This is a genomic window from Kurthia sibirica, assembly GCF_003143975.1.
Taxonomy (GTDB): Bacteria; Bacillota; Bacilli; order Bacillales_A; family Planococcaceae; genus Kurthia; species Kurthia sibirica.
In genome coordinates this window covers 113,356-128,992 of record NZ_QFVR01000002.1, presented here as the reverse complement: position 1 = coordinate 128,992, position 15,637 = coordinate 113,356, and the positions used below count along the sequence as shown (strand labels likewise).

General features: G+C 37.4%; 18 protein-coding genes. 13 read left to right on the top strand and 5 right to left on the bottom strand.

From position 1 onward, the window contains the following. Positions 1 to 2 precede the first annotated feature (2 nt). A complete protein-coding gene (locus DEX24_RS02295; protein WP_109304785.1) occupies positions 3 to 659 on the bottom strand; it encodes a lysoplasmalogenase in 657 nt (218 codons plus the stop codon). A 119-nt stretch (positions 660 to 778) separates the two neighbouring features. Here DEX24_RS02295 and DEX24_RS02290 point away from each other — a divergent pair, with 119 nt between their 5' ends. The 4 genes from DEX24_RS02290 (at position 779) to DEX24_RS02275 (ending at position 3,842) form a co-directional block, all read left to right on the top strand. Beyond that, a complete protein-coding gene (locus DEX24_RS02290) occupies positions 779 to 2,491 on the top strand; it encodes a hypothetical protein (RefSeq protein ID WP_109304784.1) in 1,713 nt (570 codons plus the stop codon). 122 nt (positions 2,492 to 2,613) lie between these two features. Further along, a complete protein-coding gene (gene amaP, locus DEX24_RS02285) occupies positions 2,614 to 3,150 on the top strand; it encodes an alkaline shock response membrane anchor protein AmaP (protein ID WP_109304783.1) in 537 nt (178 codons plus the stop codon). An 8-nt stretch (positions 3,151 to 3,158) separates the two neighbouring features. Further along, positions 3,159 to 3,371, top strand: coding sequence for a DUF2273 domain-containing protein (locus DEX24_RS02280; protein ID WP_109304782.1), 213 nt, complete (start codon positions 3,159 to 3,161; stop codon positions 3,369 to 3,371). A gap of 12 nt (positions 3,372 to 3,383) precedes the next feature. After that, a complete protein-coding gene (locus tag DEX24_RS02275) occupies positions 3,384 to 3,842 on the top strand; it encodes an Asp23/Gls24 family envelope stress response protein (protein WP_109304781.1) in 459 nt (152 codons plus the stop codon). A gap of 67 nt (positions 3,843 to 3,909) precedes the next feature. Here the strand turns inward: DEX24_RS02275 and DEX24_RS02270 are convergent, their stop codons facing one another. Then, positions 3,910 to 4,749, bottom strand: coding sequence for a hypothetical protein (locus DEX24_RS02270; RefSeq protein WP_109304780.1), 840 nt, complete (start codon positions 4,747 to 4,749; stop codon positions 3,910 to 3,912). 244 nt (positions 4,750 to 4,993) lie between these two features. Between DEX24_RS02270 and DEX24_RS02265 the strand changes: the two genes are divergently transcribed. From DEX24_RS02265 to DEX24_RS02230, 7 genes are all read left to right on the top strand, one after another. Then, on the top strand, positions 4,994 to 5,680 hold the full coding sequence (locus DEX24_RS02265) for a GTP cyclohydrolase II (RefSeq protein ID WP_373863545.1): 687 nt from the start codon (positions 4,994 to 4,996) through the stop codon (positions 5,678 to 5,680). Between the two features lie 27 nt (positions 5,681 to 5,707). Further along, positions 5,708 to 6,820, top strand: a complete 1,113-nt coding sequence (gene ribD, locus DEX24_RS02260) for a bifunctional diaminohydroxyphosphoribosylaminopyrimidine deaminase/5-amino-6-(5-phosphoribosylamino)uracil reductase RibD (RefSeq protein WP_109304778.1) — start codon at positions 5,708 to 5,710, stop codon at positions 6,818 to 6,820. Next, entirely contained in the window at positions 6,813 to 7,898 is a 1,086-nt protein-coding gene (locus DEX24_RS02255; RefSeq protein ID WP_109304777.1) for an FAD-dependent monooxygenase, read from the top strand. Before ribD ends, DEX24_RS02255 begins: the two co-directional genes overlap by 8 nt. A 12-nt stretch (positions 7,899 to 7,910) precedes the next feature. Continuing rightward, complete coding sequence (locus DEX24_RS02250; RefSeq protein WP_109304776.1) at positions 7,911 to 8,474, top strand: 5' nucleotidase, NT5C type; 564 nt, start codon at positions 7,911 to 7,913, stop codon at positions 8,472 to 8,474. Positions 8,475 to 8,941: 467 nt separating this feature from the next. Further along, entirely contained in the window at positions 8,942 to 9,163 is a 222-nt protein-coding gene (locus DEX24_RS02240; protein ID WP_109304774.1) for a hypothetical protein, read from the top strand. Between the two features lie 46 nt (positions 9,164 to 9,209). Continuing rightward, complete coding sequence (locus tag DEX24_RS02235) at positions 9,210 to 9,590, top strand: hypothetical protein (RefSeq protein ID WP_146192957.1); 381 nt, start codon at positions 9,210 to 9,212, stop codon at positions 9,588 to 9,590. A gap of 208 nt (positions 9,591 to 9,798) precedes the next feature. Next, on the top strand, positions 9,799 to 10,557 hold the full coding sequence (locus DEX24_RS02230) for an IclR family transcriptional regulator (RefSeq protein ID WP_109304772.1): 759 nt from the start codon (positions 9,799 to 9,801) through the stop codon (positions 10,555 to 10,557). 42 nt (positions 10,558 to 10,599) lie between these two features. On the opposite strand, the gene DEX24_RS02225 is transcribed toward DEX24_RS02230, so the two are convergent. From DEX24_RS02225 to DEX24_RS02215, 3 genes are read right to left on the bottom strand one after another with little or no spacing between them, the layout of a single operon-like run. Then, a complete protein-coding gene (locus DEX24_RS02225; RefSeq protein WP_109304879.1) occupies positions 10,600 to 11,373 on the bottom strand; it encodes a putative hydro-lyase in 774 nt (257 codons plus the stop codon). A 31-nt stretch (positions 11,374 to 11,404) separates the two neighbouring features. Continuing rightward, positions 11,405 to 12,625, bottom strand: coding sequence for an NRAMP family divalent metal transporter (locus DEX24_RS02220; protein ID WP_109304771.1), 1,221 nt, complete (start codon positions 12,623 to 12,625; stop codon positions 11,405 to 11,407). A gap of 18 nt (positions 12,626 to 12,643) precedes the next feature. Next, positions 12,644 to 13,402: a 5-oxoprolinase subunit PxpA gene (locus DEX24_RS02215; RefSeq protein ID WP_109304770.1), complete on the bottom strand. Its 759-nt coding sequence runs from the start codon at positions 13,400 to 13,402 to the stop codon at positions 12,644 to 12,646. A 227-nt stretch (positions 13,403 to 13,629) separates the two neighbouring features. Here DEX24_RS02215 and pxpB point away from each other — a divergent pair, with 227 nt between their 5' ends. Both pxpB and DEX24_RS02205 read left to right on the top strand, forming a co-directional pair. Beyond that, on the top strand, positions 13,630 to 14,388 hold the full coding sequence (gene pxpB, locus DEX24_RS02210) for a 5-oxoprolinase subunit PxpB (protein WP_109304769.1): 759 nt from the start codon (positions 13,630 to 13,632) through the stop codon (positions 14,386 to 14,388). Next, positions 14,369 to 15,403, top strand: coding sequence for a 5-oxoprolinase subunit C family protein (locus DEX24_RS02205; RefSeq protein WP_109304768.1), 1,035 nt, complete (start codon positions 14,369 to 14,371; stop codon positions 15,401 to 15,403). The genes pxpB and DEX24_RS02205 overlap by 20 nt, the downstream gene beginning before the upstream one ends. The last annotated feature ends 234 nt before the right edge of the window (positions 15,404 to 15,637 follow it).

Genomic DNA, 15,637 nt, shown 5'->3' with positions numbered 1-15,637 from the left:
TACTATTCTAACATTTTCTTACGGTTTGCGAAATGTTTTGAGACGCTTATTGTAAATAAAATTTGCGCGGTATAATACGTCGACATAATGAGAAAAGATGAATAGTGAATATCTGTCACAAAGCGATTTAACGCTAAAATTGAATCGGATAATAAAAAGAATAACGCGCCAAAAATAACTGTTAATGATGCCGTTTGGAATGAGGCCCAAGCCATTGTTAAAATGATAGCAATATATGTAATGACAGCTACGCTCAATAGCAGATCACCACTTTTAATAATATTTCCAACTACCCACCCACATATGACAATACCAAAAAGCAAGAGAAGCAAGGTTGCTGTTTTTGGAGTAGGTACTTTTTTGATTTGTAAGAAGGCGATAATATAAAAAATATGACCAATTAAAAAACTTGATAAGCCAAAAATAAACCAACGTAAAGTTACATCGCCAATGGTACAAAATATCAAGCCGATTAATAGCCATTTTTTATAAGCGTCATTTGAACCACGATCTGTTAACGCAACAAAAACGATAAAACAGATCATCGGAATAACTTTGAAGAATAAAGTGAGTGTTTCCGAAAATAGTGGTGGAAGGAAAAAAATATAGTAAATTGCGAAAATAACAGCTGTAAATAGTAGATAAATATACTTGATCAAAATACACCTCCTCTATAAAGTAATTCTCGATGTTATACCCTAAATCCTTGTATTTAACAATCGTTTGAAACTTTTTGTGTTGTAATGCGTAAATTAATAAATAGGGAGGACGAAAAAATATGACAATGACATTTTTATTAGCTGCAATTATTGCAGCAATTGCAGGGATATTACTTGTTCCAATAACGGGGAAGATGCAAGATGGTGGTTTTAATCTAAAATTTAAACTGCTATTTTTCATCGTCGTATTTGTTTTAGCATGTATCGTTACAGGGGTAATTTTGTACATAACGATGATCGATTTAAACTGGACGGCGGTATGGCCAGCAATCGCTATATTAGCGCTTTTAGGTGCGTTTTTAACGGGTGGAGTGGAACGTAAGATAAAGGGAATCATCGCCTTTGCAGGAATTGCTATAGCAGTTTATATGCTATCTGCACCTGTTTTTAATGCAGATAAAAAATATGATTCTGCAAAAATGACAGTAGCAACGGAATTAAAAGCTTTTGATGAAACAAAAACACCTGCAAGTGTACCACCAAAATATGCACGAAATAAAATGAACAAAGCATTTGGACAAGTACCAAATACAAGTTATTTCGAGTTAGGTAATTTACAAATTCAAAAAATAAATGATGAATTCGTTTATGTAGCACCAGTTGAGTTTTCGGATGTTTTTAAATGGTTCAAAGGGGATACGACACCAGGGTACTTTGTTGTCAGCGCAACAGATTCATCAGCGAATCCTAAATTTGTGAAGAAGGATATGAAGTATATTCCATCGGCTTTTTTAAATGATAATGTTGTACGCTATATGCGCTTACATAATCCGTTGAAAATATTCAATGGGGAAGTTCAATTAGAAATTGATGATGATGGTACACCCTATTATATACGCACATATGGTAAATTCATATCTGCTCGCAACGGTTTTGAGCCACAGGGAATCGTGATGGTAAACGCGCAAAATGGGAAGATTAAATCCTATAAAATAAAGGATGTACCTACGTTTATAGATGGTGCTATTTCACCGGAAGCTGTTAGCTTACAAAATAGTTATTATGGTAATTATATACATGGCTACTGGAATACCATCTTCGGTAAAAAAGATATAAAAATCCCTTCAGATGAAGGCGTAGAAGCAAATGTCAGTCCTGTATTCGATGAAGAAGGTACGATGTACTACTTTACAGACTTCACAAGTCCTAAAGAAGGTGTAGAATCGATGCTAGGATACTCATTGACGAATGCACATACTGGTGAGGCAACTTACTATACAGGTAGCGCAGAAGAATCATATATGGATTCAGCTGGTGCACTGCAAGTTGTCGAGAAAAAATTCGTCGAGAAAAAATGGTCTGGTTCTATGCCGTTACTCTATAATTTTTATGGAGAGACAAGTTGGTTAGTACCGGTACTTGATTCGAATGGTTTCTTACAAAATTACTATATTGTATCAGCGGCAAATCCTGAAATTGCCGTATCGGGTACTTCACCAAAAGAAGCATTGCGTTTATATAAAAATGTCCTGAGTCGTTCTGGTTCTACAACGGTGAATGGTAGTTCTTCGAAGGAAGAAAAAACAACCCAAGGTACAGTAATGCGCGTCTATAAAGAAACTGCGGGCGATTTTACCAATGTTTCATTCTTATTGAGTGACGAGACAAACTATACTGTAAGTTCAGAAGTATCACCATTAGCTGTGTATTTACAAGAAGGAGATACAGTGAAATTTACGTATCTCAATACAACAGAAACATTTTTACAAGTAAAAGATTTAACGATTACTTCATTAAATAAAAAAGAAATTATAAAAAAAGATAAAAAATAGTAGTTTAGCGAACACCACAGATTTCTGTGGTGTTTTTTTTATGGAATTCTAGTATGAATGATGGGGATTAATGCATTTTAAATGGGGAATACTACTAGAACAGAGAGAATGGAGGCAGAAATATGAAGCGAATTCTAGCTTTAAGCTTTGGATTACTAATTGTTGTTGTCGTAGGTGTCTTGTTGTATTTTAATATGGAAATCCCTCGAAAATGGAATTATAAAAATGAACTGTTGCAATATAGCTGGTTCGAACCAACGCTCTATACATTATCGACACTCCTATTCGTCATTGCATGTGCGCTGATTATTTTCGCCTGTAAGCCATCCAATAAAAAACGGGGCCTTTATTTAAAATATGGTGATGGAACAATTTATATAAATAAAAAATCTATTGAAAAAAATGTCTTACACACGATTGCCAAGTATGATGGAATTCGTCAACCATCGGCGACTGTTATCTTATATCAAAAGAAAAAAGCATCATTTATCGATATACATGTCGATTTATTTATTGCTGAAGCAACGACTATTCAACGTTTATTGACAACGATGCGTACAGACATAAAAAAAACGACAGAGCATTTTTCAGAGCTGCCAGTCCGCAAGGTGACAATCAATGTCCTCGATCAAAAAATACTTAAAAAACGGGTTATTTAGGAGGGAAAATGATGAATAGTGAAAGAAATAGGCGATTTCTAGACGATTATAAATGGCGTATAGTAGGCTGTCTCAGTATGTTACTCATCAGCATTTTGTTTTTAACAATCGGTTTTTGGAAAACAATATTAATCATTATGTTGTGTGCAATCGGTACCCTGATTGGGTACGCTAAAGATCGCACGGAGCAATTTTTAATATTCATAGACAAACTTAGATAGGAGAGGTTAAATATGGATGAAAATTCGACAGAGCAATACAATCGTCAAACAGGTGTCAATGATAAGGAAGCGGAGAAAGCAGAAGTCTTCGAAAATAAATTAACTTTTGAAGATGCAGTTGTAGAGAAAATAGCTGCTATTTCTGCAAGGGAAGTAAATGGTATTTTAGCGATGAAGGGCGGTTTTGCATCTGGTTTGACCGGTCGTTTCGTCGGTGAAGATATTACGAAGGGCGTATCTGTAGAAGTAGGAGAGAAGCAGGCGGCTATTGATTTGAAAGTAATATTGGAATATGGTCAAAGTGCACCTGATATTTTCAGAAAAGTAACATCAGTTGTGAAAGAACATGTGAAGCATATGACAGGCTTGCAGGTTGTAGAAGTGAATATGCATGTAGATGATGTTATGACAGCAAAAGAATATGCACAATCTAATACGCCATCTAAGGATAATTCTGGTGACTTAAAATAAGAGTTGATTAGCCGTTCTCCCCATACAAAAAACGAGGTATATGGACTACCTCGTTTTGTATGGGGAGTTATTTTTGTATGAAAATTTCATTTAGTTTATTGAAGGATATAATTATTTTCCCCTGTTGATTAATAGCAATCCCTTCTGGTTCACGTTTTGTATTTAAATGGATTATTTTTTTGCTTTTACCAGTCTTAGTTATCGTCATATATTGTCCATTCGATAAAATATAATAACGTCCATTACCATATGCAAAACCTTGCACCACATGATCAGCTGTTGTGCCAATTAAACCGGTAACGACTATTTTTTCACGCCAATCTCGAGTGGCATTTTGTTTAGAAGTTAGATGAATTTTATTGATTTCATAACCAGTTGCTGTTTTAGATACTGCAGCAACCGTCTGGTCATCTAACATAGCGATTACATTTGGATGGATTTCAGCAGGTATCGTCCAATTTCGTATAGATTTTAAAGTATGTGGATCAATTTTTTGTAATTTGTATTGTTTATTTCCGCGAATATCTGCTAATTGATACAAAAAACCATCCATATAAGAAATAGCTTGCCCATGCCCAATTAGTTGTTTGTTACTTTTTTTCAGCACTTTCCCTTTTGACGAATATTTATAAATATAACCATAGCGATTTTTATCACCGGTAGCATAGGTTAAATAATAATTGTTTTTTTGATCAATTGTCAGACCTTGTAAACCCTTTGCTTTTAAAGTAGGTGTATGAGGGGCATCGCGATAAGGGTAGAATAATGTATTGACGGTAATTTTATTGCTGAATATTATTTTATGAGGTGGATTTTCAATAGTTTTTGCTTGAACTGTTGCAGTAGATAGCAGACTATTAAAGAAGAAAATAACCGTTAATAATAAAATAAGAAAATTCTTAATCATTCCATTCACGCCTCTCTAAGGTAGTTTATTACTATAGTATATAGGAGTTAAGAAGTTTTACTAATTTATTTTATTCATAAATAGGGAATACTATAAAATCATCAAATTTGACGTGAAATACAAGATATTATATACTACTTTTTGTCAGTAACTTACGAAAAGTAAGTGAATAAGAACGTAGTTAATTATAGAAATGGGTGCAAATATGGAGAAAAAACATACAAAAGAAATTTTATATAAAAAAATGCAAATGATTCATCATGAGAGTGAAGGCGATATTTGTTTAGTAGGTCCTGTTAATTTGCCGATTAAACAAGGCGAATTCGAAGCGACTTTCCAATGGTATACATGGTTGAAATTAGATCAACCAAATCGGACAAAAGAGGAAGTCTTGGCTTCTCTAGTTGATGCGGATCTTGCGGATAAGCAACAATCTTCCGTATTAGTGTATGGTGATTTTGAAGAACAAGAGGAAGCAATTATCCGCATGCATTCAATCTGTCATACCGGTGATATTTTTGGTAGCCAACGATGCGACTGTGGTTATCAACTCCATGAATCAATGAAAATGGTTGCTGAAAATGGTACGGGTGCTATTTTCTACTTAGCAAACCATGAAGGACGCGGCATTGGTTTATTTTCTAAGTCTCTAGCATACATTCTACAAGAAGAGGGCTTTGATACAGTAGAAGCAAACCATGCATTAGGTTTTGAAGATGATACGCGCTCATATGAAGATGCGATACGCGTTTTAGAAACATTGCGTCAAAAACCAACGACGCTTATTACAAATAATCCAAAAAAATTGCAAGCATTAAAAGAACATGGAATGTTAGCGCATGATCATATACCTTTATGGGGAGGCGCAACGGAAACAAATCGTTTTTATTTAAATACAAAAATTAAAAAATCAGGACATATTGCTGAATAATAATTAGTTACGAATGGGGTGAATTATATGAAAACAGATGAACAATATATGCAATTGGCACTCGATTTAGCAGCAAGTGCCAAAGGGAAAACGAATCCGAATCCACTTGTCGGTGCAGTTCTTGTAAAAGATGGTGTCATCGTTGGATCAGGTTTGCACCGCAAAGCCGGAGAACCACATGCAGAAGTACATGCCTTTAATATGGCGGGGGACCATGCAAAAGGGGCAACATTATACGTCACACTTGAGCCATGCTCACATTTTGGTAAAACACCCCCCTGTGCCAATTTAGTGAAAGAATCTGGTGTAGCACGTGTTGTTGTCGCTACACAAGATCCTAATCCGAATGTTGCTGGTAGAGGCATTGCGTTAATACGCGAAGCTGGTATCACAGTAGATGTTGGGATACTTGAAAAAGAATCATTGAAATTGAATGAACGGTTCATCCATAATATGTTAACATCTCGACCATTTGTCGTGTCAAAATTTGCGATGACATTAGATGGGAAGTTGGCAACACATACGGGTCATTCACAGTGGATTACTGGTTCAGAAGCACGTCAACATGTTCATGAACTTCGTAATGAAATGGATGCTATTTTAGTTGGAGTAGGCACAGTATTGGCGGACAATCCCTCTTTGACAACTCGTTTAGACAATCGTCAAGGTAAAAATCCGATCCGTATTATTTTGGATAGCCAATTGCGCACGCCTCTTGATGCGCATGTTATGAATACAGAGGAAGCACAAACTATTATTGCCGTATCAAAAAATGTCGATCTTCATCGTCTGAGTGATTATGAAGAAAAGGGTGTCAAAATCCTCATTATTTCAAAGGATGAACGCGGCTTAAACTTAACGGAACTATTAACAGAACTTTATAAAATGGGCATTACTGATTTATTGGTGGAAGGTGGAGGTATTGTGAATGCTTCCTTCTTACGAGCAGCGCTTATTGATAAATATTTTGTCTATATCGCTCCAAAAGTATTAGGTGGTAAAAATTCAGTAACTCCTTTTGCTGGTGCAAATGTTGAGACAATGGATGCTGCCGAACGCTTATATTTTGATGATGTATCAAAATTTGGAGACGATTTATTGATTATTGCCTACCCTAAAAAGGTGACGCCAAATGAGTAGCAAACAAGTAGATATTTGTGTTGTAGGAGCAGGTCCTGGTGGTGCGCTCCTCAGCTTGTTATTAGCTAGACAACATATGTCTGTCTTGTTATTGGAAAGTCATAGCGATATAGCAAAAGCGTTTAGAGGCGAGCATTTAAATGAAGAAGGCGAGGCCATTTTAAGGGCGCATAACTTATTTGAAGCAGTTGAAGAACAAGGTTTATTACGAATGGAGACATTAGAGTATTGGCATAATGGCGAGATTTTTAAAACCATTTTACCCGATCCAACAGTAGGACATCTAGGGATTCATGTCCCGCAAATTAATTTATTGACGGCCATTTTAAATGAAGCGCAAAAATATCCGAATTTTACATTGATGACAAGTACAAAGGTCAAACAGTTAAAACAAGATGATAATGGTCGTTACTGTGGCGTTAAGGCTATCAATCAAGGACAAGAACTTGATATTACTAGTCTATTTGTTATCGGTGCAGATGGACGCTTTTCAACAATTCGTAAAGAAGCGCAGCTAGATCGAGAAGTGCACAATCACGGCTTTGATTTATTATGGGCGAAAATACCAGCACCAAAAAACTGGAGTCCATCGATAAAAATGGCGCTAGTAGGTGGTTCACAAGTATCACTATTCACGCAGGCAAAGGGCTTTGTACAAATTGGCTGGAATATTGAAAAAGGTTCCTATCCAACATTGCGTAAACAACCTTTTGAACCATTCATTGATTTATTAGCACAGGCTTTCCCTACTTTAGCCGACTCTGCAAAAGCATCGATTACTTCTTGGAAAGATTTTGTCGTCCTCGATGTCTTTAGTAGCAGTTCAAAAAACTGGAGTAAGGATGGTGTTATTTTAATAGGGGATGCAGTTCATACGATGACGCCTACCGGTGCATTTGGTTTGAATAGTTCGATGAAGGATGCCGAAATACTCGCGCAACTGATTACCTCCGAAAAGGTGTCCCAGCTTGAATTGATGACATGTGCAACAGAGCGAAAGAAAGCAGTAGCAAAACTACAGGCGATTCAAATTGAGAAGGAACAGTCCTTCGCAGATCAATTTGTCGTTTTAGCATAAAGGAGCATGACGGTGAAATTTGGTTTTGATATTGATGATACGCTGATTAATTTACGGCAGCACGCCTTTCATTTATACAATGAAAAATTAAATGAAAATAAAAGTATAGAACAGTTTCATGCAATTCAAACAGTTGAAATTCATGAAATTTTTGGCCTCAATCAAGAGCAGGGAAACGCAATGTGGACTCGTTTGATGCCAGCTATTTATTTTACAGATTGTCCTCCTTTTGAAGGGGCATTAACATTGCTAAATGAATTGAATGATAAGGGGCATGATGTATTTTATATTACATCGCGGCCGAAAAAATATTGTGTACAAACCAAGGATTGGATGATGGCAGCAGGTTTTCCTGTTGCAGATGGTCACTTCTTTTGCGGTATGCAAGATGATGAGAAAATCATGACTATTCGCGATTTAGCATTGGATTATTACTTCGACGATAAACCCGCGGTATTAGAGACATTAGGTAATACGAAAACGGCGGTTTATATCGTCGATCAATCGTATAATAAACAAGTAGAAGGTCAGCGTATTACAAGTTGGTCAGACTTTCATAAATCATTAAAAATCTAATAAAAAAGCTATCTTAACCTGTCAAAAATGACGGCGGCACAGACCTAAAATATGGAACAAATTAAAACACCTTTCATTAAAATCAGGTATTGAAATAATACCTAGTTTAATGAGAGGGCACTGAAAAAGTCCACTTATGCACAGATAAGCGAGGACAGGAACGAATTTCGTTCCTGTCCTCGCTTTTTCTCGTAGCCGTTGATTCCGTTCCGGCGGACGCTTTTCGCGGGCACGGCTCCAGCCTTCTCCCTCGCTTCGCTCAGTCCGGGTGCTTCCGCTCGTGCTGTTCCCGCAGAAGTCGCCGCCTGCACTCCATCAACTTGTACTATTCATGGGTTAAAATGTGGTCTCGCCCGGTCACGGACCATCTTGTATAATAAATGGTGCTGCTATCGAATAGAAGCACTCTGAAAAAAGAATGCTGACCTAGGGTTTAAACGAGCGAGGCTTATTGGTAAGGCGAAAAAATGACAGGGAGAGGAGGAAATTGTTTCGTTTATCAGACAGAACAAGCATTAAAAGAGATTCAGCAATTTGATCGCTCGAAGCGAGAAGCAAGAGCGATGGGGGAAAAGCGAGTTCACTCTGTGGCCACCATGGAAAAAGCTGTATCCGTTTCACAAAATTTTGTGAAGTGGGCTAAGGATCAAGGTGTAAAAGATTTGTACCAGCTGAAGAGAGCACTATAAAAATTACATAGAACAAAAACAGAGTGAAGGGGTTTCTACAGGGCATTTGATCAATATAGAAACCAATTTAAGATTGCTAGGAGAAGGAATGAAGCAGATTTCTATAGCTAAAGGTAAGCAGGAGCGTGTTTGGATTCCTAAACAAAGAGTCATCAAAGTGGCGGAGCGAGAAAAACCAGTGGATTGGTCTTTGAAAGAGGACCGACTGAAAGAAGTAAAGGAGCGTCTATCTGAGAATGGAAAAGAAGCTGCGCTGTTGCAAGAAGCCTTTGGTTTACGCATTATATCCAAGAACGCGATGGCAGATTCTATTGGGGTAGCTGATAGCACAAAATGGGTTTTAAACGCCTCGTCACTACGTTCCTGTGAGGTTTTCAGCTCATGCTATTCCCGCAGGAGTCGTTTTCTGCGCGTTCAATTGATTTGATTATTCATATTTGAAACATACTATTTTTATTTTGTCCCAGGCTCGCTTAAAATAAGGTGTTTTATTGTTGTCTCAAAAAAGTAGTACAGTGCCGACCTCTTATTCATAGATATAACAAAAAAATCTATTTATTTTTAGTCAGCTGTTAAAATGTGGGATGCATGTTAGAATGAAGGGACTATGAACAACAAAAGGGGAAGCAATCACTATGCAAAGTAAAAATAAAACAGTTATGCGCTCCATGGAAATTTTAAATTTATTTATCAATCATGCCAAATTAACTTTTAATGAAATTATAGAATTATCGGGTATTCCAAAAACTTCTGTCTATCGTATGTTGCAATCACTTGAAGAAATGGCGTTAATTGATAAGGATCAACATGGTAAATATAGTTTAGGTATTTTATTTTTACGATTTGGCCACTTAGTATCAGAGCGTATTGATATACGCCAAGTTGCACTACCTTCAATGGAGAAAGTACATAAAGCAACAGGGGAGGCCGTCAATTTAATCATTAGAGATGGCGATGAATCGGTTTATATCGAAAAATTACAGTCGATTCAACCTGTTCGATTGTATACGACGATTGGACGTCGAAGCCCGTTATATGCAGGTGCGTGTCCTCGTGCCATCCTCTCTTTTTTACCAGCACAAGAGCGGGAAGATTATTTGGCGCGTGTTGAGCTTATACCATATGCTAAAGGCACGATTTCTACAATGGAAGCACTAAGACACTCTATTTCAGAAGCACGCAATAGAGGCTATACAAAAAGCTTTTCAGAGTTAGAAGATTATACCGCAGCCATCGCTGTCCCCATTTTTGATCATCGCGGTGATGTAGTTGCTGCATTGAGCGTGGCGGGTATTGAGACAAATTATACAGAAGAAACATTAGATGACTTTATCGCACTCGCTAAAGAAGCAGCAGCAGAAGTTTCCTTGAAGCTTGGCTATAGCGACTCATAAAAAAAGTAACCCCTGAATGTCTGGCATTCAGGGGTTACTTTTTTAAATGATGCCAAAATGTTCGTCACGAATATCTGTGATGAACATATGGCCAGGTGCGTGAGTAATCATTAGTTCTGGTTTTACATGCATAGCAATTGCTTGTGGTGTAACACCACAAGCCCAAAATACAGGTACTTCTCCATCATGGATCGTTACAGAATCACCAAAGTCTGGTTTACTAATATCATCGATCCCAATAGCTTGTGGATTGCCGATATGAAGAGGTGCACCGTGAACGGATGGAAAGCGTGATGTCACTTGGACAGCACGTACAATATCTTTTTCTAGAATAGGTCTCATGGATACGACAGTAGGCCCTTCAAACATACCGGCTGGCGTTGTTGCAATATTCGTTTTGAACATTGGGACATTGCAACGCTCTGTAATATGTCGCACATCTATATCGTTATTAAGTAAAGCATTCTCAAATGAGAAGCTACAACCAATGAGGAAACAGACAAGATCATCTGACCAGTAATCAAGAATATCCGTTACTTCGTCCACAAGTTCACCCTGTTTATAAATACGGTATTTTGGAAGGTCAGTACGGATATCAGCACCAGAGGAAATCCCATTTGGTGCGAAATCACCGGGTTCAATCACATCTAAAATGGGGCATGCTTTTGGATTTCTTTGAGCAAATAATAGAAAATCAAAAGCATGCTCTTTTTTCAAAATAGCTAAATTAGCTTGCGCGTAACCTAATGCGTGACCTGCAGTAGGTCCTGTCAGCTGTCCATCACGAATCATAGTACGGATATCAGCTGGTGACATTGTAGTTAATGACAATCAAATTACCTTCTTTCTATTTAAAAAGTAGTGGAATTTGTTCGATTAAAGTCATGACGCTCAACACACCCATTACAACAACAACCAAAATACCTGGTATTGTTAACCATAAGGGATGTTTATATTCGCCCATGATTGTTTTCTTTTGAGCAGCGATTAATAATGTACCTAATGCAATCGGTAAAATAATACCATTTAAAGCACCGACTAATAATAGAATGGTTACTGGTTTGCCGACAGTAACAAAAACTAGAGTTGAAACAACGATGAAACTGATAATAACCCAGTTTTCATACTTGGCAATATTTTTATGGAATGTTTTGATAAATGATACAGATGTATAGGCAGCACCAATAATTGATGTAACGGCAGCCGCCCACATAATAACACCAAATACACGATAACCTGCATTACCTAAAGCATGATGAAATACTGAAGCTGCAGGGTTATTTGGATCTAATTTTATACCTTGAGAGACAACACCTAATACAGCTAAGAAAAGAGCAATACGCATAATACCTGTTACGGCGATACCAGTAATTGAACTTTTATTAACTTCTGGAATAGAGGCTGTACCTTTAAGTCCGGCATCTAGTAGTCTATGTCCACCAGCAAAAGTGATATAACCACCAACCGTACCACCAACCAGTGTTACGATAGCGAAAATGCTGATTTCTGATGGGACAAATGTACGAGCAATGGCTTCACCAACAGGCGGAGCAGTTGAAATCGCTACATACATCATAAGAAGAATCATCACCCCACCAGCAATTTGAGCGGCACGGTCCATTACTTTACTTGCTTCTTTGAAAAGGAAAATAATAATAGCAAAAATCGCACTTAATATAGCACCAGTCGTCGTGTTCAATCCGAGCATAGCATTTAAGCCAAGACCGGCGCCGGCAACGTTACCAATATTAAAGGCAAGACCACCAATGACGATGAGTATAGCCAAGAATATACCGAGACCTGGTAGTACTTTGTTTGCGATTTCTTGGCCGCGAAGACCAGATACGACAATTATTCGCCAAACGTTCATTTGAGCAAATACATCTAACAACAACGACATTAAAATAACAAAACCAAAACTTGCAAGTAATTGTTCAGTGAAAACAGTCGTTTGTGTTAAAAAACCAGGCCCAATCGAAGATGTGGCCATTAAGAAAGCAGCGCCTAACAAGACGCTTCTGCTTACCTTAGCTTTACCTGTTTTATTGTTTAACTTTACTTCCTTCATGTGGAAGCCCCCTTTGTCCTAACGGAAAGGCACTATAGAAATGCTGTTTTCTGTTAATGTCTGATTGATATATTGAGCAAATTTAAGTGCATGTAGGCCATCCCCATGGATACAAACTGTATCTGCTAATATAGAGTATTTCGTTTGTTGTTGTGTTTGTACAAAACCACTTTTAATCATCGTCATTACTTGTGATACAGCAAGACGATCATCTGTAATTAATGCATCAGACTGTGAACGAGCTGTCAACGAACCATTCTCTTGATAAGTACGGTCAGAAAAAACTTCGCTCGCTGTGGTGAGTCCGATTTTTTCACCTGCGCTAATTAAGGCGCTTCCTGATAGACCATACAATACTAACTCAGGATTGATGGCATAAACAGCTTCAGCGATGGCTGTTGCGAGCAACGGATCCTTAGCAGCCATATTATAAAGTGCACCATGTGGTTTAACATGTTCAAGTTTACCTCCAAGTGCTGTTGTAAAGCCATTTAGAGCGCCGATTTGATAAACGACAATATTGAAAGCCTCCTGCGGTGAAATCGCTATATTTCTACGACCAAAACCTGCCAAATCAGGCATTCCTGGGTGAGCACCAATTTTGACGTTTTTCGCCAAAGCGAGCTCGACAGTATCTTTCATAACAGTTGGATCGCCAGCGTGAAAACCACAAGCAATATTGGCTGATGATACGAAATCTAAAATTTCTGCATCATTGCCCATTTTATGTGCACCAAAACTTTCACCTAAATCGCAATTCAAATCAACTTTAAACATGAAATTCCTCCTTTATGTATTGGAAATGATTAACAGTACCGTTTTTCAGTTCACTCATTCCGTAATAAGGAACTCGTATTTCGAATAATAACACAAAATGAAAACGCTGTATAGATTGAATTGTGCGATTTTTTTGAAATAATTATTGCGAAAATAGGCTGTGGAAATTATACTTATTCCTATATTCAGAATTAAAATTCCGAAATTCGGTAATCAGGGGTGATGACATGATTTTAAATGAATACGCACGAATATCTCCAGTAGGCGATTCAGCAATACGTATCGAGTTCGGAAAAGATATTGATTTAACGACGTATCATCGGATTCAAATATTTATAAAACTTTTTCATGATGCAAAAATAAATTTCCATAAAGAAATGATTCCTTCATTCGCTAGTGTAACAATCGAATTTGATGCTATTACGATTATGAGGAAAATCGCAGAGCAACATACAATTATCGATATCAATCCTTATGACTGGGTTCGTCAACAAATAGAACCGCTACTCACACAGGAAGTAAATGAACTAGTTTTAGAAAAAACAATCATCGATCTTCCAGTATGTTATGGTGGCGAGTACGGCCCTGATTTACAATATGTTGCGGATTATCATCACATGACGGTGGAAGAAGTGATTAAAAAGCATGGCGAAGCAGAATATTTAGTATATATGCTTGGTTTTGCTCCTGGGTTTCCATTTTTAGGTGGCCTAAATCCAGAAATTGCAACGCCACGTAAACAAGCACCACGTTTGAAAATTGAAGCGGGTTCCGTAGGGATTGCCGGCTCTCAAACAGGTGTTTATCCAATTGAAACACCTGGTGGTTGGCAAATAATTGGTCGCACACCAATTGACTTATTCCGACCGGAACACAAAGAACCAACCTTACTTAAAGGTGGCGTATGGCTGCGTTTTAAAGCTATATCAGTAGAAGAATTTAACACTATTAAAGGAGGATTAGCCAATGTCGATCACATGCGTTAAGGGCGGAACACTGGCTAGTTTTCAAGATGAGGGACGAATCGGTCATCAAAATCTCGGTATCATCGTTAGTGGTGCAATGGATTCATATGCTTTAAAAATAGCAAATATAATCGTAGGAAATACGCGTAGTAGTGCTTGTCTAGAAATAACAATGCGTGGTACGATTCTTAGAGCTGACAAGGATATGTTAATTGCAATTACTGGTGGCGATTTGCATCCAGTAATTGATCATATACCCGTTCCACAGTGGCGACCAGTATTTATAAAAGCCGGAAGTATTCTTAAATTTAAAGGGGCAATTACAGGTTTACGTAGCTATCTAGCTGTCAGTGGTGGTTTTAGTTTAGAAGATTTTCTTGGTAGTCATAGTACGTATTTACGTGCAAAGGTTGGTGGATTTAAGGGAAGAGCATTACAAGTAGATGATCGGATTGAAATAGGTCAAGTGACATCGCAACGTCTTGCTATGACACAGCAATTGGCAACGGACACGATTGGTGCATTTAATGGAACCTCTTGGCATGTAAGACCAGATTTTTATAAAAAAAATCGTTCAACTTTTATGATTCGTTTTATAAAAGGGCCTGAATATGATTGGTTTAATGAAGAGAGTCAGCAGAAATTCACTTTGCAACAATATACAATTGCTTCATCGTCAGATCGTATGGGTTATCGGTTAGAGGGTCAGTCATTAGAGAAAATAAGCGATAGCGAAATGGTGTCAGAAGCGATTGCTAATGGTACTGTCCAAATCTCAAATAATGGGCTGCCAATTGTGTTGTTAGCAGATAGACAAACGACAGGTGGTTATCCTCGAGTAGCACAAATTTGTACAGCTGATTTATATAAGTTCGGTCAAATGAAGCCTGCAGATAAAATTCATTTTAAGGAAATTTCTTTGAATGAAGCCTATAAAGAATTAGCAGAGCTGGAACGAACACTACGCCAAATTGAATTAAGTATTACCTTTAAAACAAATCGAGGTAGCGTTAGAGAAAATCAAGAGAAACCTTGAAGTAAATCAAAAGAGGAACATAAGAAGTGATTTTCTTGGAGAGTAGCTTTCGTGTACAAGGCTAATTTATGAAACTGCATTAGCTGTCGCTGTTTTTAAAGTTGAAATTGATACTTTTTATATTTTCTGCAAGCATTTGCATCAGAATCAAAAAGAGTCTGAGACAAACGTATTTTCAACAGAGAAAATCCCGTATGATTTTTCGAAATCATACGGGATTATTTATTTCAATCA